Below are 14,315 nucleotides of genomic sequence, written 5' to 3' on the forward strand. Positions count from 1 at the left end.
TGGCATAGAATGCTGAGTTGATTGCAAATGCGGGATTAGCTCAGTTGGTAGAGCGATACCTTGCCAAGGTATAGGTCGAGAGTTCGAGCCTCTTATCCCGCTCCAAACATTGAACTATGAACCAACATTGTTCAGCAAATAAGGGAAGCAACAGCTTCCCTTTTTTGTCATCAAAAATGGCGCGGTAGCAAAGCGGTTATGCACCGGATTGCAAATCCGTGTAGGTCGGTTCGACTCCGGCCCGCGCCTCCATCATTTCTCTTTTGAAATTAACATTTAGCCCCGCAAGGGGCTTTTTGTTTTGTGCGTTTTAGTCGTATTCTTCCGGGGTTAAAAGGACAAGGGAAGGACAGAATACCAGTTCTTGAAAATGGCATCAACCTTTTAGCTCAACGATGCCGCGCACCATACGCATACTGGATTTCTGTATTCTCAAGACCCCGCCCACTCCCCACCCCCCGTTTTCGAGGTGGTCCTATCCAGACTGGTTAATCACTGTTCTTCAGCCGCAATATAAAAATCCAAGAATCTTTGTCCAACCTTGGACAAAGTGGTTTCGAGTTTTAGGGCTTCCTCATACTGGGGTACCAGAAATCGTTCAGCCCCCCCCCCTTAGTCTTTATCACCCCTGATTGGAAATTAATGTTCATCTGACCCATTTATTGACACCAATTAGCCAATTAAGTTTAGTAACATCAAATCCAAAATCTGTTGTATCTATCCAAATTTGAACAGGGACGCGATGATGATCGAAACAACACAAGTTGAAATATCAGACAGCAATCTGCTTGCGCTGACTGTTCTGGCTAGTGCCTCTGCGCTCTCAGCATGTGGGGGTGGCACTGGCGCCGCTACAAACACGGCCTTAAATTCTCTAAGCCCCGCAGAGCTCAATGCCAAATTAACAGACGCTTCTCGTTTTCTTCGTCAAGCCACATGGGGCGGAACTCTGGCAGAAATTCGAGACTTGGCATCTACAGGTTCACAAAACTGGATCAATGGCCAAGCCGCTACGCCCACCAGTCTGAGCATGACGCGTTGGCTCATTAACAAGGGATTTAACGACGCTGCGGTGAGCACCAATGTGAATGGCGACGGGGGTTGGTCTCAAGCCATGTGGGCCAAATTGTTTGGGGCCACCGATCTCTTGCGCCAACGCGCAACGTTTGCCTTGTCTGAGCTTTTTGTTGTATCGTATTTGGGTCTGCCCATAAACTGGCGCAACTTTGCACTGGCCAATTATTGGGACGTTCTTGAAAAAAATGCATTGGGCAACTATCGCGATTTGTTAGAGGGTGTCACCTTGTCCTCGGCCATGGGTACGTATCTCAACATGAAGGGCAGCCAAAAATTCAATGCCACCACGGGCAGAGCGCCCGATGAAAACTACGCGCGAGAAGTGATGCAGTTGTTCACCATTGGCCTTTATGAACTCAACTCGGACGGAACCCAAAAATTGGATTCACTGGGCAAGCCCATTGAAACGTACGACAACAACGATGTGCTGGGCTTGGCCCGCGTTTTTACAGGCTGGGACAATGCCACCGGCACAGACCCACAAGCTGAATTGGCAGCGACCGCCTACCGACATGGCCTGCCGATGAGCTTGAATGCCAGTCTTCACAGCCCCGAAGAAAAAAGATTTTTAGACGTGGTGATTCCTGCTGGCACAGATGGCATTACAAGTCTCAAGACAGCGCTGGACGCCCTTTTTAATCACAACAACACTGCGCCGTTTGTGGTCAAACAATTGATTCAGCGCTTGGTCACCAGTAACCCCTCGCCCGCCTATGTGGGCAGAGTTGTGAAGGTTTTTGAAAACAATGGCAAAAACATTCGAGGCGATTTGAAAGCTGTGTGGTCGGCCATCTTGACGGATGCGGAAGCCAGGCAAACCAATCCTCCCCCAAGCTTTGGCAAGCTCACAGAACCTGTTGTGCGTCTTTTGCAATGGGGCCACACCTTCAACGCCACATCCTCTGATGGTGCTTGGACTTTGGGTAATACAGACACCGACACCACGCTAGGACAAATGCCGCTGCGTGCACCCAGCGTGTTTAATTTTTTCAGGCCCGGGTACATGCCGCCACAAACACAATTGGCCGCGCAAAATTTGCTGGCACCTGAGTTTCAAATTTTGACAGAACCCACCGTGGTGAGCTATATCAACTACATGGCGGTCACCGTGAACAATGCGCGCAATGTCAAAGCAGATTACAGCTATGAAAAAACCTTGGCAGCAGACCCGGTCAGTTTGGTGGCACATCTCAACCTGTGCCTTGCTGCTGGCAATGTGTCTGACGCCAATCTAAGCCTCATTTCTTCAGCCGTCGGCAGCATTTCGGCCGCTACAGATGTAGGTGTTCTCAATCGCATTTACGCTGCCATTCTGATGCTAATGAGCAGCCCAGACTACCTCATTCAAAGGTGAATTTATGCGCCACTCTGCTGACAATCCGCAACACTGGAACCGCCGGTCTATATTAAAAAGCAGCGCGGTTATTGCGCTGCAAAGATTGGGTATGCCCATGGCCAGCAGCCTGGGGCTGATGGCCAATGCGGCAGCCCAATCGGCCAACGATTACAAGGCCTTGGTGTGTGTGTTTTTATTTGGTGCCAACGACCACTACAACACCGTCATTCCCTACGACCTCAGCACCCACAGCACCTACTTCAACATCCGCAAAGGCACCATCACGGCTGGGAGCATTTACGATGGCATTGCCATCCCGCGCGATGCACTGGCCGCTACCGCATTGAGCACGCCATTAAGTGGTGGCCGACAAATGGCCCTCAATCCAGAAATGTCTGCATTGAAGTCTGTCTTTGAAAACAAGCGGGCCTCTGTCTTGATGAACATCGGCCCCTTGCTTGTACCCACTTCACTGGCCCAATACAACAACAAGTCGGTGCCCTTGCCACCCAAGCTGTTTTCGCACAATGATCAGCAGGCTTATTGGCAATCTTCTTATCAAGCAGAAGGTGCTGCCACGGGCTGGGGCGGACGCGCTGCCGATCTTCTCATGAGCGGCAACTCGCGCTCTGCTTTAACCTGTATATCGGTCAATGGCAATGCCCTGTTTTTGTCTGGCCAAAATGCAATTTCGTACCAAATGAGCACCTCGGGCGCCACCACCGTCAATGCCATTAGGAGCAAATCTTTGTTTGGCTCTGTAACATGTGCCAATGCGCTGCAAACATTGATCACTCAATCAAGTGCCATTCCAATGGCCAACGATTATTCAACGGTTACCAAACGTGCACTGGACACCTACGATGGTATTCTTTCGGCCATCGGCACCACGGCATCCACCACTGTCAATTCATTGTTTCCCACATCTGCAACCAACTCTCTTTCAGCGCAGCTCAAAATGGTGGCCAGACTGATAGAGCAGCAGTCCGTATTGGGTATTAAGCGGCAGGTCTTTATGGTGGGAATGGGGGGCTTCGATCTGCACGATTTTTTACCAACGCAACATCCTGCCTTGCTTCAAAAATTGAGTTCCGCCATGAAGGAGTTTGACGATGCCATGATTTCCTTGGGTAAAAGCAACCAGGTGACTTCATTCACGGCATCAGACTTTGGCCGAACACTGGCCTCCAACGGCGATGGCTCGGACCATGGCTGGGGTAGCCACCATTTTGTGATGGGCGGCGCGGTCAATGGGGGTCGATATTTTGGCATTGCGCCAGAAATTGGATTGACCCACACCCAACAAGTTGGCAGTGGCAGGCTGTTGCCTTCTACCGCCATTGAACAGCTTGGGGCAGAACTGGCAACGTGGTTTGGTGTGAGTTCTACCGACGTCAAAACAGTATTGCCCAACGCCAGCAAATTCGACCTGAACAAGTTGGGGCTGTTTAAATCTTAAGCCTCAGCTAAAACTTTGACTTGACCCATCAGTTTTTCAAAGTGCGCTAAGTCTGGCGTGGAGTGGCCCGGTATTTTGGCCAAGTCGTCATAACGACAAAGTCGTAAGATTTCGGCGTAAAAAGCCAATTTTCAAAATCACCTATTTGCTTTTCGTTAAATGCCCCGCCCTGAAGCTCAAGGCTGTGCTTGGACGCAGGTGAAAGATCGGCTCAATAGCCTTGATCGACAGCACACAAATCACTGTTTTGCAGACGTAATCTAAAAATTCAAGAATCTTTGTCCAACGTTGGACAACAGGGGAGTATGAGCATGTAGCTCGGCAAAGTTGGATTGTTTCATAGCCGCTATTCTCCGAAATTAGCGGACTTTGTTCCATCACTTTGGTACGGCAGGGAGGGGGCAGGTCACTTTGGGGTCCAGCGCCTGCGGCGCTGAAGACTGGTGACTACTTCACCCGGGTAGGTCTTATTCATGACAAAGTCATATCCATATTCTTATTCCTAGTTGTTAGTTTGTGGAATACCGATGGGACTTTAATTCAGGAGGTTAACTCACCGAGATTTTGTGGTTGAATCTCACAAAACTAAACCTTGATTTAAAAGGCGTGATACTGGCACTTCGCTTTGAGAGTCAAATAAAGTTTCACGGTGGAAACGCCACTGTTAAGTTGCATGCGAAGAGCAAGTTTAGTCATAGTTTTTAAACAACCATTCCGAGGAGACAATCATGAAAAAATCAAACAGTGTCATTCAATTTAAAGTTTCAGCACTCATCGGCGCGATAGCCCTGAGCGCGTCTTTTGCCGCTCAAGCGCAAGCTTGGCCAAATAAACAAATTACATTTGTGGTGCCATTTACACCAGGCAGTGCCACCGACATCATGGCGCGTGTCATCGGTGAAAAGTTAGGCCCCCGTCTTGGTCAAACTGTGGTGGTCGAAAACCGCGTGGGTGCAGGTGGCACCATTGGCACTTCCGCGGTTGCCAAGTCAACACCAGACGGTTATACGTTTGTGGTGGTTTCAACGGGTCACGTGGTCAATCCGGTTCTGTACAGCAAGCTTAATTACCAATTGAAAGACTTGGCTGGTGTCAGTCCGCTGGGTACCTTGCCCAGTGCCTTGGTGGCAGCGCCAGGATTGGGCGTGAAGACTGTCAAAGAGTTGGTTGAAAAAGTAAGAGCTACGCCAAACGGTTTGAACTACGCCAGTGCAGGCGTTGGCAGTGCAGCGCATGTCAATGCAGAAAAATTTGTAGTGGGTTTGAAACTCAAAGGTAACCACGTACCTTACAAAGGGACGCCACAGATGTTGGTTGACATTGCAGGTAACAACGTCGATTACGTGTTTGCACCCCTCATTTCTAGCGTGACCATGATCCGCGAAGGCAAGGTGGTGCCATTGGCCGTAAGCTCCGAAAAACGTGCTGTGGCTTTTCCCAATATTCCCACCATGGCAGAGGAGGGCTACCCACAAGGTCAATTCAATTTCTGGATTGGCATGTTGGCCGCAGCACAAACACCCAAAGCAATCTTGGACAAAATGAACGATGAAATCAATGCCATTGTCGACTTGCCGGATGTGCGTGATCGCTTTGAAAAACTGGGTGCATTGCCTTTCAAAATGAAGCCCGCTGCGTTTGACAAATTCATTCAAGATGAAGCAGCAACGCTTGGTGAAGTTATGAAGGCCAGCGGCGCTAAATTGGACTGAGCTGTGAACCCTTCATCAAACTCTGCCCTTCGGCTTGCCTATATTTCTGGAGGCTTTCCAGTCTGGGCTTTGTTTGTTGCTGAAAGCCAAGGCTTTTTTGAAGCGCATGGTGTGCAATGCAGTGTTACGCACACAGGCGCTTCTACAGTGCAAATGCAAGGCTTGCGCGAGGGAAAATTTGATGTTGGGTTACAACTGCCCGACCATGTGGTTCGTGCAGGCTTGAATGGCACCAAGCTGTGTGTGCTGGCCGCTCAGTCACATCCCCCCGATGTGGCGCTTGTGGCTTCGCCTTCCATTCAAAATATAGAACAACTCAAAGGCCATCGAATAGCCGTTGATGGTGCCCGAAGTGGTTATGCATTGTTGCTGGTTCAGTTGTTGTCCTCTTTGGGATGGACATCCAACGATTACCAATTGGTAGAAGTCGGTGACAGTCAGCAACGCGTTCAAGCATTGCGCAGCGGTGAACTGATGGCCAGCTTCATTAATCCACCCTTGGACAAAGCCTTGGTCAATGATGGCTTTGTCCGTTTGACCACCACACGCCAAGCCTTCCCTAGTTACCCCGGCCCCGTGGTTGCTGCCCGAAGCGAATGGGCTGAGTCGCATCCTCTATTGGCAAAGGGATTTCAAAGCGCCTGGGCTGAAGCTTGGCGTTGGCTTTTGGAGCCTAGCAATCAAGCACAAGCCATCGAGATTGCGCTCAAACATTTAGGTGCTGAAGCCCCCTCTGCACTTAACGCATTGCAAAATTTGCAACGTCAAGGCATGCCTCAAATTTCTGCAGAAGGCATGTCTCAGGTCATTGACTTGGTTTGGCGCAATGAATCAGTCGGCCAGAAACCAAGGCCCGAACCTGCCAGTTATTTCTTTTAATTTTGGACTCACCATGAACCCGATCGCATTGATACCCCGCCAAACTGTGCCTGCTCTTGATTTGGCTTTGACCACCGGTGGCCGCTATGTCAGCGGTCAAAATTCTGGTGAGCGTTTCGATTTGCTGGTTTTTTATCGAGGCTTGCATTGCCCCATTTGCGCCAAATATTTGTTGGAGTTGGAGCGCTTGGGAGAAGAGTTTCAAAAACGTGGCGTGCGAATCGTTGCCATCAGCAGCGATGAGGTCACACGAGGTCAGGCCATGGCAGACAAGGTGCAAGGCCGTTTCATTGAGTTTGCCTACGGTTTGGGTCTTGGCTTGGCCAGGCAATGGGGCTTGTACATCAGCACATCCAAGGGCAAAACTTCAATTGGATTGGATGAGCCAGCCTTGTTCAGCGAACCCGGTGTTTTTCTGATCAAGCCTGACCAAACCCTCTACTATGGATCCACGCAAACCATGCCTTTCGCGCGCCCATCCTTTTCCGATTTGCTAGCGGCCGTCGACTTTGCAATTCAGAAAGATTATCCCGCTCGCGGTGAGTACACAGGCGAGGTTTGAACATGGCCGACAGCATTCACCGCACCGACGCCATTGATGGCCAAGGCTATCCACTTTGCTTCAAAACCCAAGCAGGACAAAACCGGCCAGGCGTGCTGGGCATCCACGACGCCCAAGATGTGTTCATCACGCATGCGCGCGCCATGGGGGGTCATCAGAAAGAAGCTGTGGTGAAAGAGGGGCAGACGGGCTCGAGCTGGCGCATGGTCAGTGACGAGGGGCCCGCGCTCAAGGGCACAGACCTTGCACCGTTTCCGCTGGGCTACATGTCTGCTGGCTTGCAAGCCGATCTGCTGCAACGCGTTAGACAACTGGCACAGGCGCAGGACATTTCTCTGACTAGCTTAAGCAGCAGTCTGGAAAACGACTACATGTTCGAGGGCTCATTCTTCAAAGGTACCGGTGTGGGGCATGCTTATGCGCCGCGATTTCAGGTGCGTGCTCAAAGCTCAGCGTCTGCTCAGCAGGTACAGGGTCTGGTGCGGCAGGCGGTGGCGGCTTCGCCCCTGTTGGCTTCGTGGGCCACGCCTTTGCACAACACCTTTGCTTTGTACGCCAATGGACGGCGCGTAACCTTGCGCGAATTGGCCTCTAGCACGGCCACGGTTGATGACCCTTTCAAAACTTGGTCTCAGGCGCCCACCCCGCTGGCTAGCTCTGCCAATACCGATACGCTGCAAGACATCGTCAGCAAAACCCAGCCCGTTGAAGTTAAAAACCCCACATCGCCTTCAGGCTGGGAGGCAGGGCGTGTGGATATTCCTATTCATGGTCATTCCGAATTGGCCGATGGTTTGGGCCGCAGCGTCACTTGGGCCAATAGGCTGGGCGGCTCTGCCTTCGCCATTCAAAGCGATGACCGCCTTGTGGGCGACCAAGCCCCAAGTGCACTTGCGCATGCCTATGCTGGCATTGCGTTTTGTTTCATGACGCAATTGCTGCGTTATGTAGAGCACCATCACATGAAAGTCAGGGCGCTGCGCATGGTGCAGCTCAGCCCTTGCCGCATTGAATCAAGTGTGGCTCAGGCCCAGCCTTTAGACACACACGTGTTTGTTCAGACCGACGAGACCGATGAGGTGATGGAACGACTCATGCAAATGTCGGCCCGCACCTGCTACTTGCACGCAGCTTTAGGTCAGTCATTGGCGCCCCAGGTGAGCTTGGTTTTGAATGGTCAAGCGGTGTCATAACGCCTTTTGAAATTTCAAAAATTTCAAAAATTTCAATTGGCCTGTACGCCAGCTTTAATCAGCAGGCCGCCCAAGGTTTCAATCTCATTTTTCAAATGAGCTCTTAGTGCATTTGGTGTGGCTTGCTCAACGCTTACCGCTGATACACCCATGCCATCCAAGCGTTTGATCACATCTGGATCGGCAACAGACTTTTGCAAAGCAGCGGTCAGTTTGTCCAATACAGGTTTGGGTGTGCCCTTAGGTGCATAGAGGCCAAATGAAATGTTGATGTCAAAGCCTCTCACCCCAGCTTCTGCAATGGCAGGAGTGTCTGGCAAGGAGGGCAGTCTGCTTTTGCCGGCTGCAGCATAGGCCTTGATTTTGTTGGTCTTCACCGAGGGGACGGTGCCAGAAGTTTGATCGCACAGAATATCGACCTGTCCACCCATCAAGTCAGTGAGCGCTGGGCCTGTGCCTTTGTATGGAATTTCATTAAGTTTGACGCCCAACACATTCATCATCATCAAACCACACAAGTGTGAGGCAGAGCCAACGCCTGCATGCGCAAGGCTGACTTTGTTTTGATTGGTTTTGAGGTAGGCCACAAATTCATTCAAATCTTTGGGTGGAAATTCGTTTCTCGCCACAATCACCATGGGGCCACTGGTGGCCGAGCCAATGGGTTCAAAATCATCAACGGGGTGATAACTTAAATTCTTGTACATGGCCAAGTTGGTGGCATGGCTCACATGAATCATGAGCAAGGTGTAGCCATCTGGTCTAGATCTGGCAACCTTAGCTGTTCCAATGCTGCCAGAAGCGCCAGCTGTGTTGTCAACCAAAATTTGTTGGCCCAGTATTTTTTGCATCGAGCCTGCAAACAGTCGGGTAATGGTGTCGCCAGGGCCGCCAGCCGCATAGGGCATCACCATGGTAATGGGCTTGGCTGGAAAGTCTTGCGCAGACACACAGCTGGCAGCGCCAAGCAGCAATACACCCACTACCTTGCAAAGCTTGGCTTGAAAAGATCGCGCTGAATTGAATGTCGAGTTCATGGTGAAGGTCCTGTTGAATTCAATGAAAAAATGTTTTTACCCCAGTAGGCGCTGTCTGATTTCGATGGGGTCAAGCACTTCCAGTGGCCATGCGCCGCCACCAGGAATGCCAACCTGTGTGGCGTTTAGTAGCATTGAAACCATCACATAAGTGCCCGACAGCACCGTGAGATCAACAACCGCTTGCTCGCCCATTTTGTCTACGGCTTCTTGCCAAAGTGCATCGGGCACTCTGTGATTCAAGCTGAGCTGAACACAGTAGTCGTAAACCAAGCGCTCGTCTTCTTGCATGCTGGTGGGGCGTTTGCAAAGTTGCAAATCTTTCATCACTGCATCAGACAAACCGGCTTTTCGGGCAATGGTTTCGTGAGCCCACCATTCGTATTGCGCATTTGAAATTCTGGCTTGAATCAAAATGGCAAATTCGTTCAAGCGCTTGTTAACGCTGGTTCTGAATCGAAGGTAATCTAGAAAATCAAAACAGCGCCTTGCCATGTCAGGACTTCGCAGCAATGCGTTGTAGGGGCCCCCAAGTGCGGCACTGGAAACTTTGAGAATGTCATCAGCCAAGGGCCGAACTGAATCTGGCAATTCAGAATAAGAAATTTGAGTTAGGCGTTCGTTCATCCTCAAATTCTAGGAAGAACCAAGGAAAGAGGTGGGGGTACAAACCCGAACGTTGAATGACTGAGTCAAGTTGCTATTGCCTTAAGTTTTTGGTTTAACAAGATTGTTTTTAGGATCAAACCCTAAGCAGGGGCGGCCATCAGTGTTCATCACTTGAATGCAGGGCAAGGCTTGAGATTTGAACCCAAGTAATTTGCAGGAGTAGGGCATCTTAGGGTCCCAGCTCGTAGCGAAATGCTTGCACTGCCAGCAGTTGACTTTTTCTAAAGGTGATGGAGCGGCGGTCACTTGAGTTGTCAATGAAGTTGATGACTTATCTCATCATAAACAATCGTGAAATCATTTGAAATTTGGGTTGCATTTGATCAAGTGCTCAAGGTTTGAGGCAAAATTGTTTTTTTGAATCTGATCAGAGAACATCATGCAACCTTTCCACTTGGCATTTCCCGTAACGTCTTTGGCAAAAGCCAGGGCTTTTTATGGCGATTTATTAGGCTGCTCTGAAGGGCGCTCCAGCGATGAGTGGGTCGACTTCAACTTTTATGGCCATCAAATTGTGGCGCACTTAAGTCCTTCTGAAGCCGGCCATCACAATACGAGCGCCGTCGATGGCGACAACGTGCCTGTCAGGCACTTTGGCTTGGTCATGGAAATGGGCCAGTGGGAAGTGCTTGCAGAGAAACTGAAACAGGCAGGAACCAAGTTTGTGATTGAACCCCACATTCGATTCAAGGGCCAAGTGGGTGAACAAGCCACTATGTTTTTCTTGGACCCCTGTGGCAATGCGGTGGAGTTCAAAGCCTTTGCAAACCCAGCCAGCTTGTTTGCCAAATAAAGCAGTGATGGCAAGCAAGGCCAAATGCTGAATTTCAGCCTTCGATTCAATTCATGAATTTTAAAATGTCAGACAAATCGCTGTTTGCGATTTTGTTGCGCTCGCCTTGGTGGTATAGCTTTTTAATTGCTGCAGTGCTCATGCTGCTAGCGCGCGTGTTCTTGCCCGAGGCCTTTCGCGCTATTGGGATGCTCAGCTCACTTCCCTTTGCCGTGTTGGGCATCATTGCCGCTTGGCGGCAGCGCGACAAGCCATCAGCTGAACGCGTATCCATGGCTTTAGACCAATTGGCCAAAATGTCGTGGAAGCAGTTTTTGCCCATCATGGAGCAAGCCTTTGTTCAGCAGGGCTTCACCGTAACACCTCTGAACTCAAATTCGGCAGACTTGCAATTGGAAAAAAAGGGCAGGGTTACCTTGGTCAGTTGCAAACGCTGGAAGGCCGCCACCTTGGGGGTGGAGGTTTTACGCGATTTGAAGGCCATGCAAGTTGCCGAAGAAGCCTCTTATGCGGCTTGTATCAGTTTGAGCTTGCCCACCGGCGTGGCCCTTAAATTTGCCAAAGAAAACGCAATTCAATTGATCTGCCAAGACGAGCTGGCATCACTCTGTCTCAAGGTGATGAAAGACTAAAGCGCCACCCAAGACTACAAAGCCCGCATGATGTGCGCTATGCAGTCGTTGGTTTTGGCGGCATCAATCCACCGCAGGATACACACCAGCTCCAACTGGGGGTCGACCCATGTGATGGACGAGCCGGCGCCAATGGCAAACCAAGAACTGCGCGGCGCGTCTTTGAACAGTGCGCCATCTTTGTTGAGCCAAATGAGGTAGCCGTAGTAGGGCGCAACATCGCAGGGTTGTTGCATCATGTGCATCCACTTGGCCGAAAGTATTTGCTTTCCTTTGTAATGGCCATTGCCCATGAGCATCAAGCCAATGAGGGCTTGGTCCATGGCTGAAATTGAAATACCACCGCCCCAATGGCTGCCGCCCGGAACTGACATCATGCGTTGGCCATTGACTTGCGTCCAACCTTGTTCGTAGCCCACCCATTGAAACTCATCTGAGCAACCCAAAGGTTTGCGGAAAAATTCTTCAAACACTTCTGGCAGCGGGCGCTTGAACAAATGCAACAAGGCCAAAGACAGTTGGTTGATGCGAACGTCGTTGTATTCAAATCTTGAGCCTGGCTCGCCCAAGGGTCTGGGGTCGCCTTTGGTGCCGCCAGCTTCTCCGGTTTGGTAAGTTAACCAACGATATCGGTCGACCTGCTCGGGAATGCCAAGGCATGTGCCTTCCCACTCGCTGGTTTGCTGCAAAAGGTGGTGCCATGTGATGCGCGATAAGCGCTCTCCCTCAAAGCCAATGCCAGGACATTGTTGAACCACCGGTGTGTGAACGTCTCTAATCAGACCTTGATCAAATGCAAGGCCCGCCAACAAAGCCAAATAGGTTTTGGCCACACTGAAGGTGAGATCGGCCTTGTGCGCTTGGCCCCACTTTGCGAGCAATTGGTTCTTGTGAAACAGAACGCCAGACACAGGGCCACGACCATGAACCGGTCCATACAAGCGGTTGTAGGGGGGCGGATCGGCTTCGTGAATGCCCCAGGGTGGTGAGGTATCACGAGACCAGGGCGATTCGCACTGCTCTGTGAATTGAGTGGCTTTTTGAAGTGCAGGCGTCATGTGGGTTTTTTCTTGTAGGGTTATCACTTGAAGCCCGTTATTGTTCTGATAGATAATATTGTTTCGAGCTATAATTTTTTTGATTTAAAGTTTAACAGGAGACAAAATGACCACAGTTCAGCAAGACGTTCAAGTAAGCGATAGCCCCATGGCCAGTCGTCGCCGTTTCTTTGGCAAGGCTGCAACAGCTGCCGTGGCTGCCCCATTGATGGGCGCGCCACTCATCGCTGTCGCTCAAGCGCCTATCGTTTTCAAGATGCAAGGTTCTTGGGGTACCAACGAAATTTTCAGCGAAATGGCGCAGCAATACGTCACACGCGTTAATGAAATGTCCGGTGGCCGCCTCAGAATTGAATATCTGCCAGCAGGCGCTGTGGTTAAGCCATTTGAAATCATCGATGCCGTGAGCAAAGGCGTGCTCGACGGTGGCCACCACGTTTCTGGCTACTGGTACGGTAAGAACAAATCTGCTTCTTTGTTTGGCACAGGCCCTGTGAGCGGCGCTACCCCCGAAATCGGTTTGAGCTGGATTCAGGCTGGTGGTGGTCAGCAGCTTTGGGACAAATTGGTTGCCAAGATGAACCTCAATGTGGTTGGTTTCTTCTCCTTTCCAATGCCATCACAGCCACTGGGTTGGTTCAAAAAGGCGCCACCTAAAAAGGCGTCTGACTTGAAAGGCTTCAAGTACCGCACCATTGGTTTGGCTGCCGACATGTTGCAGGAAATGGGCATGGCCGTTGCTCAATTGCCAGGCGGCGAAATTGTGCCCGCCATGCAGCGCGGTGTGATTGATGCCTTCGAATTCAACAACCCCACCGCCGACATGCGTTTTGGCGCTCAAGACGTGGCCAAGTTCTACTCCATGGGTTCCTTCCACCAAGCCCAAGAATTCTTTGAAATTATTTTCAACAAAGACAAGTACAACGCTTTGCCCGCAGACTTGAAGGCAATTTTGAAGTACGCTGCTGAAGCTGCATCTACCGCATCTACAGCGTTGGCCCACGAAAACTACTCAAAGGATTTGCAAGAGCTCATCGTCAAGCACAAGGTGCAGGTGTCTCGCACCAGTGCAGATGTCTACAAAGGCCAATTGGCTGCATGGGACGTTGTCACTGCAAAACTGGAAAAAGAAGTCGACATGTTCAAGGAAGTGAACGATTCGTTCAAGGCCTGGTCACGTCGCGTGGGCTTTTACCACTTCACCAACGAAGCCAACTACCGCATGGCTTACGAGCACGTACAGAAGACCAAGCTGCCAGTCTGATCTTGGCTTAAAATCCGAAAGCTGCCGAAATTCGTTTCGGCAGCTTTTCTTTTTGTATGAATAGGTTAATCAAATGGAATTTTGGATTCGAAGGATTGACATCCTCAACAAGTCAATTGGTCACGCATTTTCTTGGTGTGTGTTAATCCTCACCGCATCCACCTGCTTCGAGGTGTTCATGCGTTATGTGCTCAACAGCCCCACCGTGTGGGCGTTTGACATGAGCTACATGTTGTACGGTGCCATGTTCATGATGTCGGGCGCATATGCCCTCTCACGCAACTCGCACGTGCGGGGCGACTTCTTCTACCGCAACTGGTCCAACCGCACACAAGCCAAAGTAGATTTGGCTTTGTACTTCTTGTTTTTCTTTCCTGGCATTTTTGCCATGGTGTTCACAGGTGGTCAATACGCTTACGAAAGCATTCGTATTTTGGAGTCCAGCGTGAACAGTCCTGCAGGTGTGCCAGTTTGGCCCCTGAAGTCGATCATTTTTGTAGCCGGCATTACGCTTCTCATTGCGGGTGCGGCTGAAGTCATGCGTTGCCTGGTATGCATTCGCACTGGCGAGTGGTTGTCGCGCGGCACCGATGTCGAAGAACTTGAACAAGTGTTGATCCAACAACACGCTGAGAAAGAATAAT

General features: G+C 50.5%; 13 protein-coding genes and 2 tRNA genes. 12 read left to right on the forward strand and 3 right to left on the reverse strand.

What is annotated here, in order from left to right:
• The first annotated feature begins 29 nt into the window (after nucleotides 1-29).
• From B9Z32_RS08785 to B9Z32_RS08820, 8 genes are all read left to right on the forward strand, one after another.
• Nucleotides 30-105 (forward strand) — tRNA-Gly (locus B9Z32_RS08785).
• Nucleotides 106-178: 73 nt separating this feature from the next.
• Nucleotides 179-252 (forward strand) — tRNA-Cys (locus B9Z32_RS08790).
• Nucleotides 253-745: 493 nt separating this feature from the next.
• Complete coding sequence (locus B9Z32_RS08795; RefSeq protein WP_158268198.1) at nucleotides 746-2,431, forward strand: DUF1800 family protein; 1,686 nt, start codon at nucleotides 746-748, stop codon at nucleotides 2,429-2,431.
• 4 nt (nucleotides 2,432-2,435) lie between these two features.
• Nucleotides 2,436-3,872, forward strand: coding sequence for a DUF1501 domain-containing protein (locus tag B9Z32_RS08800; RefSeq protein WP_108420840.1), 1,437 nt, complete (start codon nucleotides 2,436-2,438; stop codon nucleotides 3,870-3,872).
• Nucleotides 3,873-4,600: 728 nt separating this feature from the next.
• Nucleotides 4,601-5,584: a tripartite tricarboxylate transporter substrate binding protein gene (locus B9Z32_RS08805; protein ID WP_108420841.1), complete on the forward strand. Its 984-nt coding sequence runs from the start codon at nucleotides 4,601-4,603 to the stop codon at nucleotides 5,582-5,584.
• Between the two features lie 3 nt (nucleotides 5,585-5,587).
• Nucleotides 5,588-6,463, forward strand: a complete 876-nt coding sequence (locus tag B9Z32_RS08810) for an ABC transporter substrate-binding protein (protein ID WP_108420842.1) — start codon at nucleotides 5,588-5,590, stop codon at nucleotides 6,461-6,463.
• A 13-nt stretch (nucleotides 6,464-6,476) separates the two neighbouring features.
• Nucleotides 6,477-7,025 (forward strand): redoxin domain-containing protein, encoded by a 549-nt coding sequence (locus B9Z32_RS08815; protein ID WP_108420843.1) that lies wholly within the window; start codon nucleotides 6,477-6,479, stop codon nucleotides 7,023-7,025.
• A 2-nt stretch (nucleotides 7,026-7,027) separates the two neighbouring features.
• The gene (locus B9Z32_RS08820) at nucleotides 7,028-8,218 is read left to right on the forward strand and encodes an OsmC family protein (protein ID WP_108420844.1); all 1,191 of its coding nucleotides are present in this window, start codon (nucleotides 7,028-7,030) and stop codon (nucleotides 8,216-8,218) included.
• A 32-nt stretch (nucleotides 8,219-8,250) separates the two neighbouring features.
• Here B9Z32_RS08820 and B9Z32_RS08825 read toward each other — a convergent pair whose 3' ends face one another.
• The gene (locus tag B9Z32_RS08825; RefSeq protein WP_108420845.1) at nucleotides 8,251-9,255 is read right to left on the reverse strand and encodes a tripartite tricarboxylate transporter substrate-binding protein; all 1,005 of its coding nucleotides are present in this window, start codon (nucleotides 9,253-9,255) and stop codon (nucleotides 8,251-8,253) included.
• Nucleotides 9,256-9,291: 36 nt separating this feature from the next.
• A complete protein-coding gene (locus B9Z32_RS08830; protein WP_108420846.1) occupies nucleotides 9,292-9,882 on the reverse strand; it encodes a carboxymuconolactone decarboxylase family protein in 591 nt (196 codons plus the stop codon).
• 421 nt (nucleotides 9,883-10,303) lie between these two features.
• On the opposite strand from B9Z32_RS08830, the gene B9Z32_RS08840 reads away from it, so the two are divergent.
• Together B9Z32_RS08840 and B9Z32_RS08845 are read left to right on the forward strand one after the other, a co-directional pair.
• Complete coding sequence (locus tag B9Z32_RS08840) at nucleotides 10,304-10,717, forward strand: VOC family protein (RefSeq protein ID WP_108420847.1); 414 nt, start codon at nucleotides 10,304-10,306, stop codon at nucleotides 10,715-10,717.
• Between the two features lie 65 nt (nucleotides 10,718-10,782).
• Nucleotides 10,783-11,349: a restriction endonuclease gene (locus B9Z32_RS08845; RefSeq protein ID WP_233248153.1), complete on the forward strand. Its 567-nt coding sequence runs from the start codon at nucleotides 10,783-10,785 to the stop codon at nucleotides 11,347-11,349.
• A 14-nt stretch (nucleotides 11,350-11,363) separates the two neighbouring features.
• Here the strand turns inward: B9Z32_RS08845 and B9Z32_RS08850 are convergent, their stop codons facing one another.
• Nucleotides 11,364-12,407, reverse strand: coding sequence for a serine hydrolase (locus B9Z32_RS08850; RefSeq protein ID WP_108420849.1), 1,044 nt, complete (start codon nucleotides 12,405-12,407; stop codon nucleotides 11,364-11,366).
• A gap of 106 nt (nucleotides 12,408-12,513) precedes the next feature.
• On the opposite strand from B9Z32_RS08850, the gene B9Z32_RS08855 reads away from it, so the two are divergent.
• Together B9Z32_RS08855 and B9Z32_RS08860 are read left to right on the forward strand one after the other, a co-directional pair.
• Nucleotides 12,514-13,671 carry a TRAP transporter substrate-binding protein gene (locus B9Z32_RS08855; protein ID WP_108420850.1) on the forward strand — a complete coding sequence of 386 codons (1,158 nt, stop codon included), beginning with the start codon at nucleotides 12,514-12,516 and terminating at the stop codon, nucleotides 13,669-13,671.
• A gap of 73 nt (nucleotides 13,672-13,744) precedes the next feature.
• On the forward strand, nucleotides 13,745-14,314 hold the full coding sequence (locus tag B9Z32_RS08860) for a TRAP transporter small permease subunit (RefSeq protein WP_108420851.1): 570 nt from the start codon (nucleotides 13,745-13,747) through the stop codon (nucleotides 14,312-14,314).
• The last annotated feature ends 1 nt before the right edge of the window (nucleotide 14,315 follow it).

It is taken from the genome of Limnohabitans sp. MMS-10A-178 (genome assembly GCF_003063375.1).
GTDB lineage: Bacteria > Pseudomonadota > Gammaproteobacteria > Burkholderiales > Burkholderiaceae_C > Limnohabitans_A.

Coding starts and splice junctions, on each gene's coding strand:
- B9Z32_RS08795 (WP_158268198.1), top strand. CDS start 746: ATGATCGAAACAACACAAGTTGAAATATCAGACAGCAATCTGCTTGCG.
- B9Z32_RS08800 (WP_108420840.1), top strand. CDS start 2,436: ATGCGCCACTCTGCTGACAATCCGCAACACTGGAACCGCCGGTCTATA.
- B9Z32_RS08805 (WP_108420841.1), top strand. CDS start 4,601: ATGAAAAAATCAAACAGTGTCATTCAATTTAAAGTTTCAGCACTCATC.
- B9Z32_RS08815 (WP_108420843.1), top strand. CDS start 6,477: ATGAACCCGATCGCATTGATACCCCGCCAAACTGTGCCTGCTCTTGAT.
- B9Z32_RS08820 (WP_108420844.1), top strand. CDS start 7,028: ATGGCCGACAGCATTCACCGCACCGACGCCATTGATGGCCAAGGCTAT.
- B9Z32_RS08825 (WP_108420845.1), bottom strand. CDS start 9,255: ATGAACTCGACATTCAATTCAGCGCGATCTTTTCAAGCCAAGCTTTGC.
- B9Z32_RS08830 (WP_108420846.1), bottom strand. CDS start 9,882: ATGAACGAACGCCTAACTCAAATTTCTTATTCTGAATTGCCAGATTCA.
- B9Z32_RS08840 (WP_108420847.1), top strand. CDS start 10,304: ATGCAACCTTTCCACTTGGCATTTCCCGTAACGTCTTTGGCAAAAGCC.
- B9Z32_RS08845 (WP_233248153.1), top strand. CDS start 10,783: ATGTCAGACAAATCGCTGTTTGCGATTTTGTTGCGCTCGCCTTGGTGG.
- B9Z32_RS08850 (WP_108420849.1), bottom strand. CDS start 12,407: ATGACGCCTGCACTTCAAAAAGCCACTCAATTCACAGAGCAGTGCGAA.
- B9Z32_RS08855 (WP_108420850.1), top strand. CDS start 12,514: ATGACCACAGTTCAGCAAGACGTTCAAGTAAGCGATAGCCCCATGGCC.
- B9Z32_RS08860 (WP_108420851.1), top strand. CDS start 13,745: ATGGAATTTTGGATTCGAAGGATTGACATCCTCAACAAGTCAATTGGT.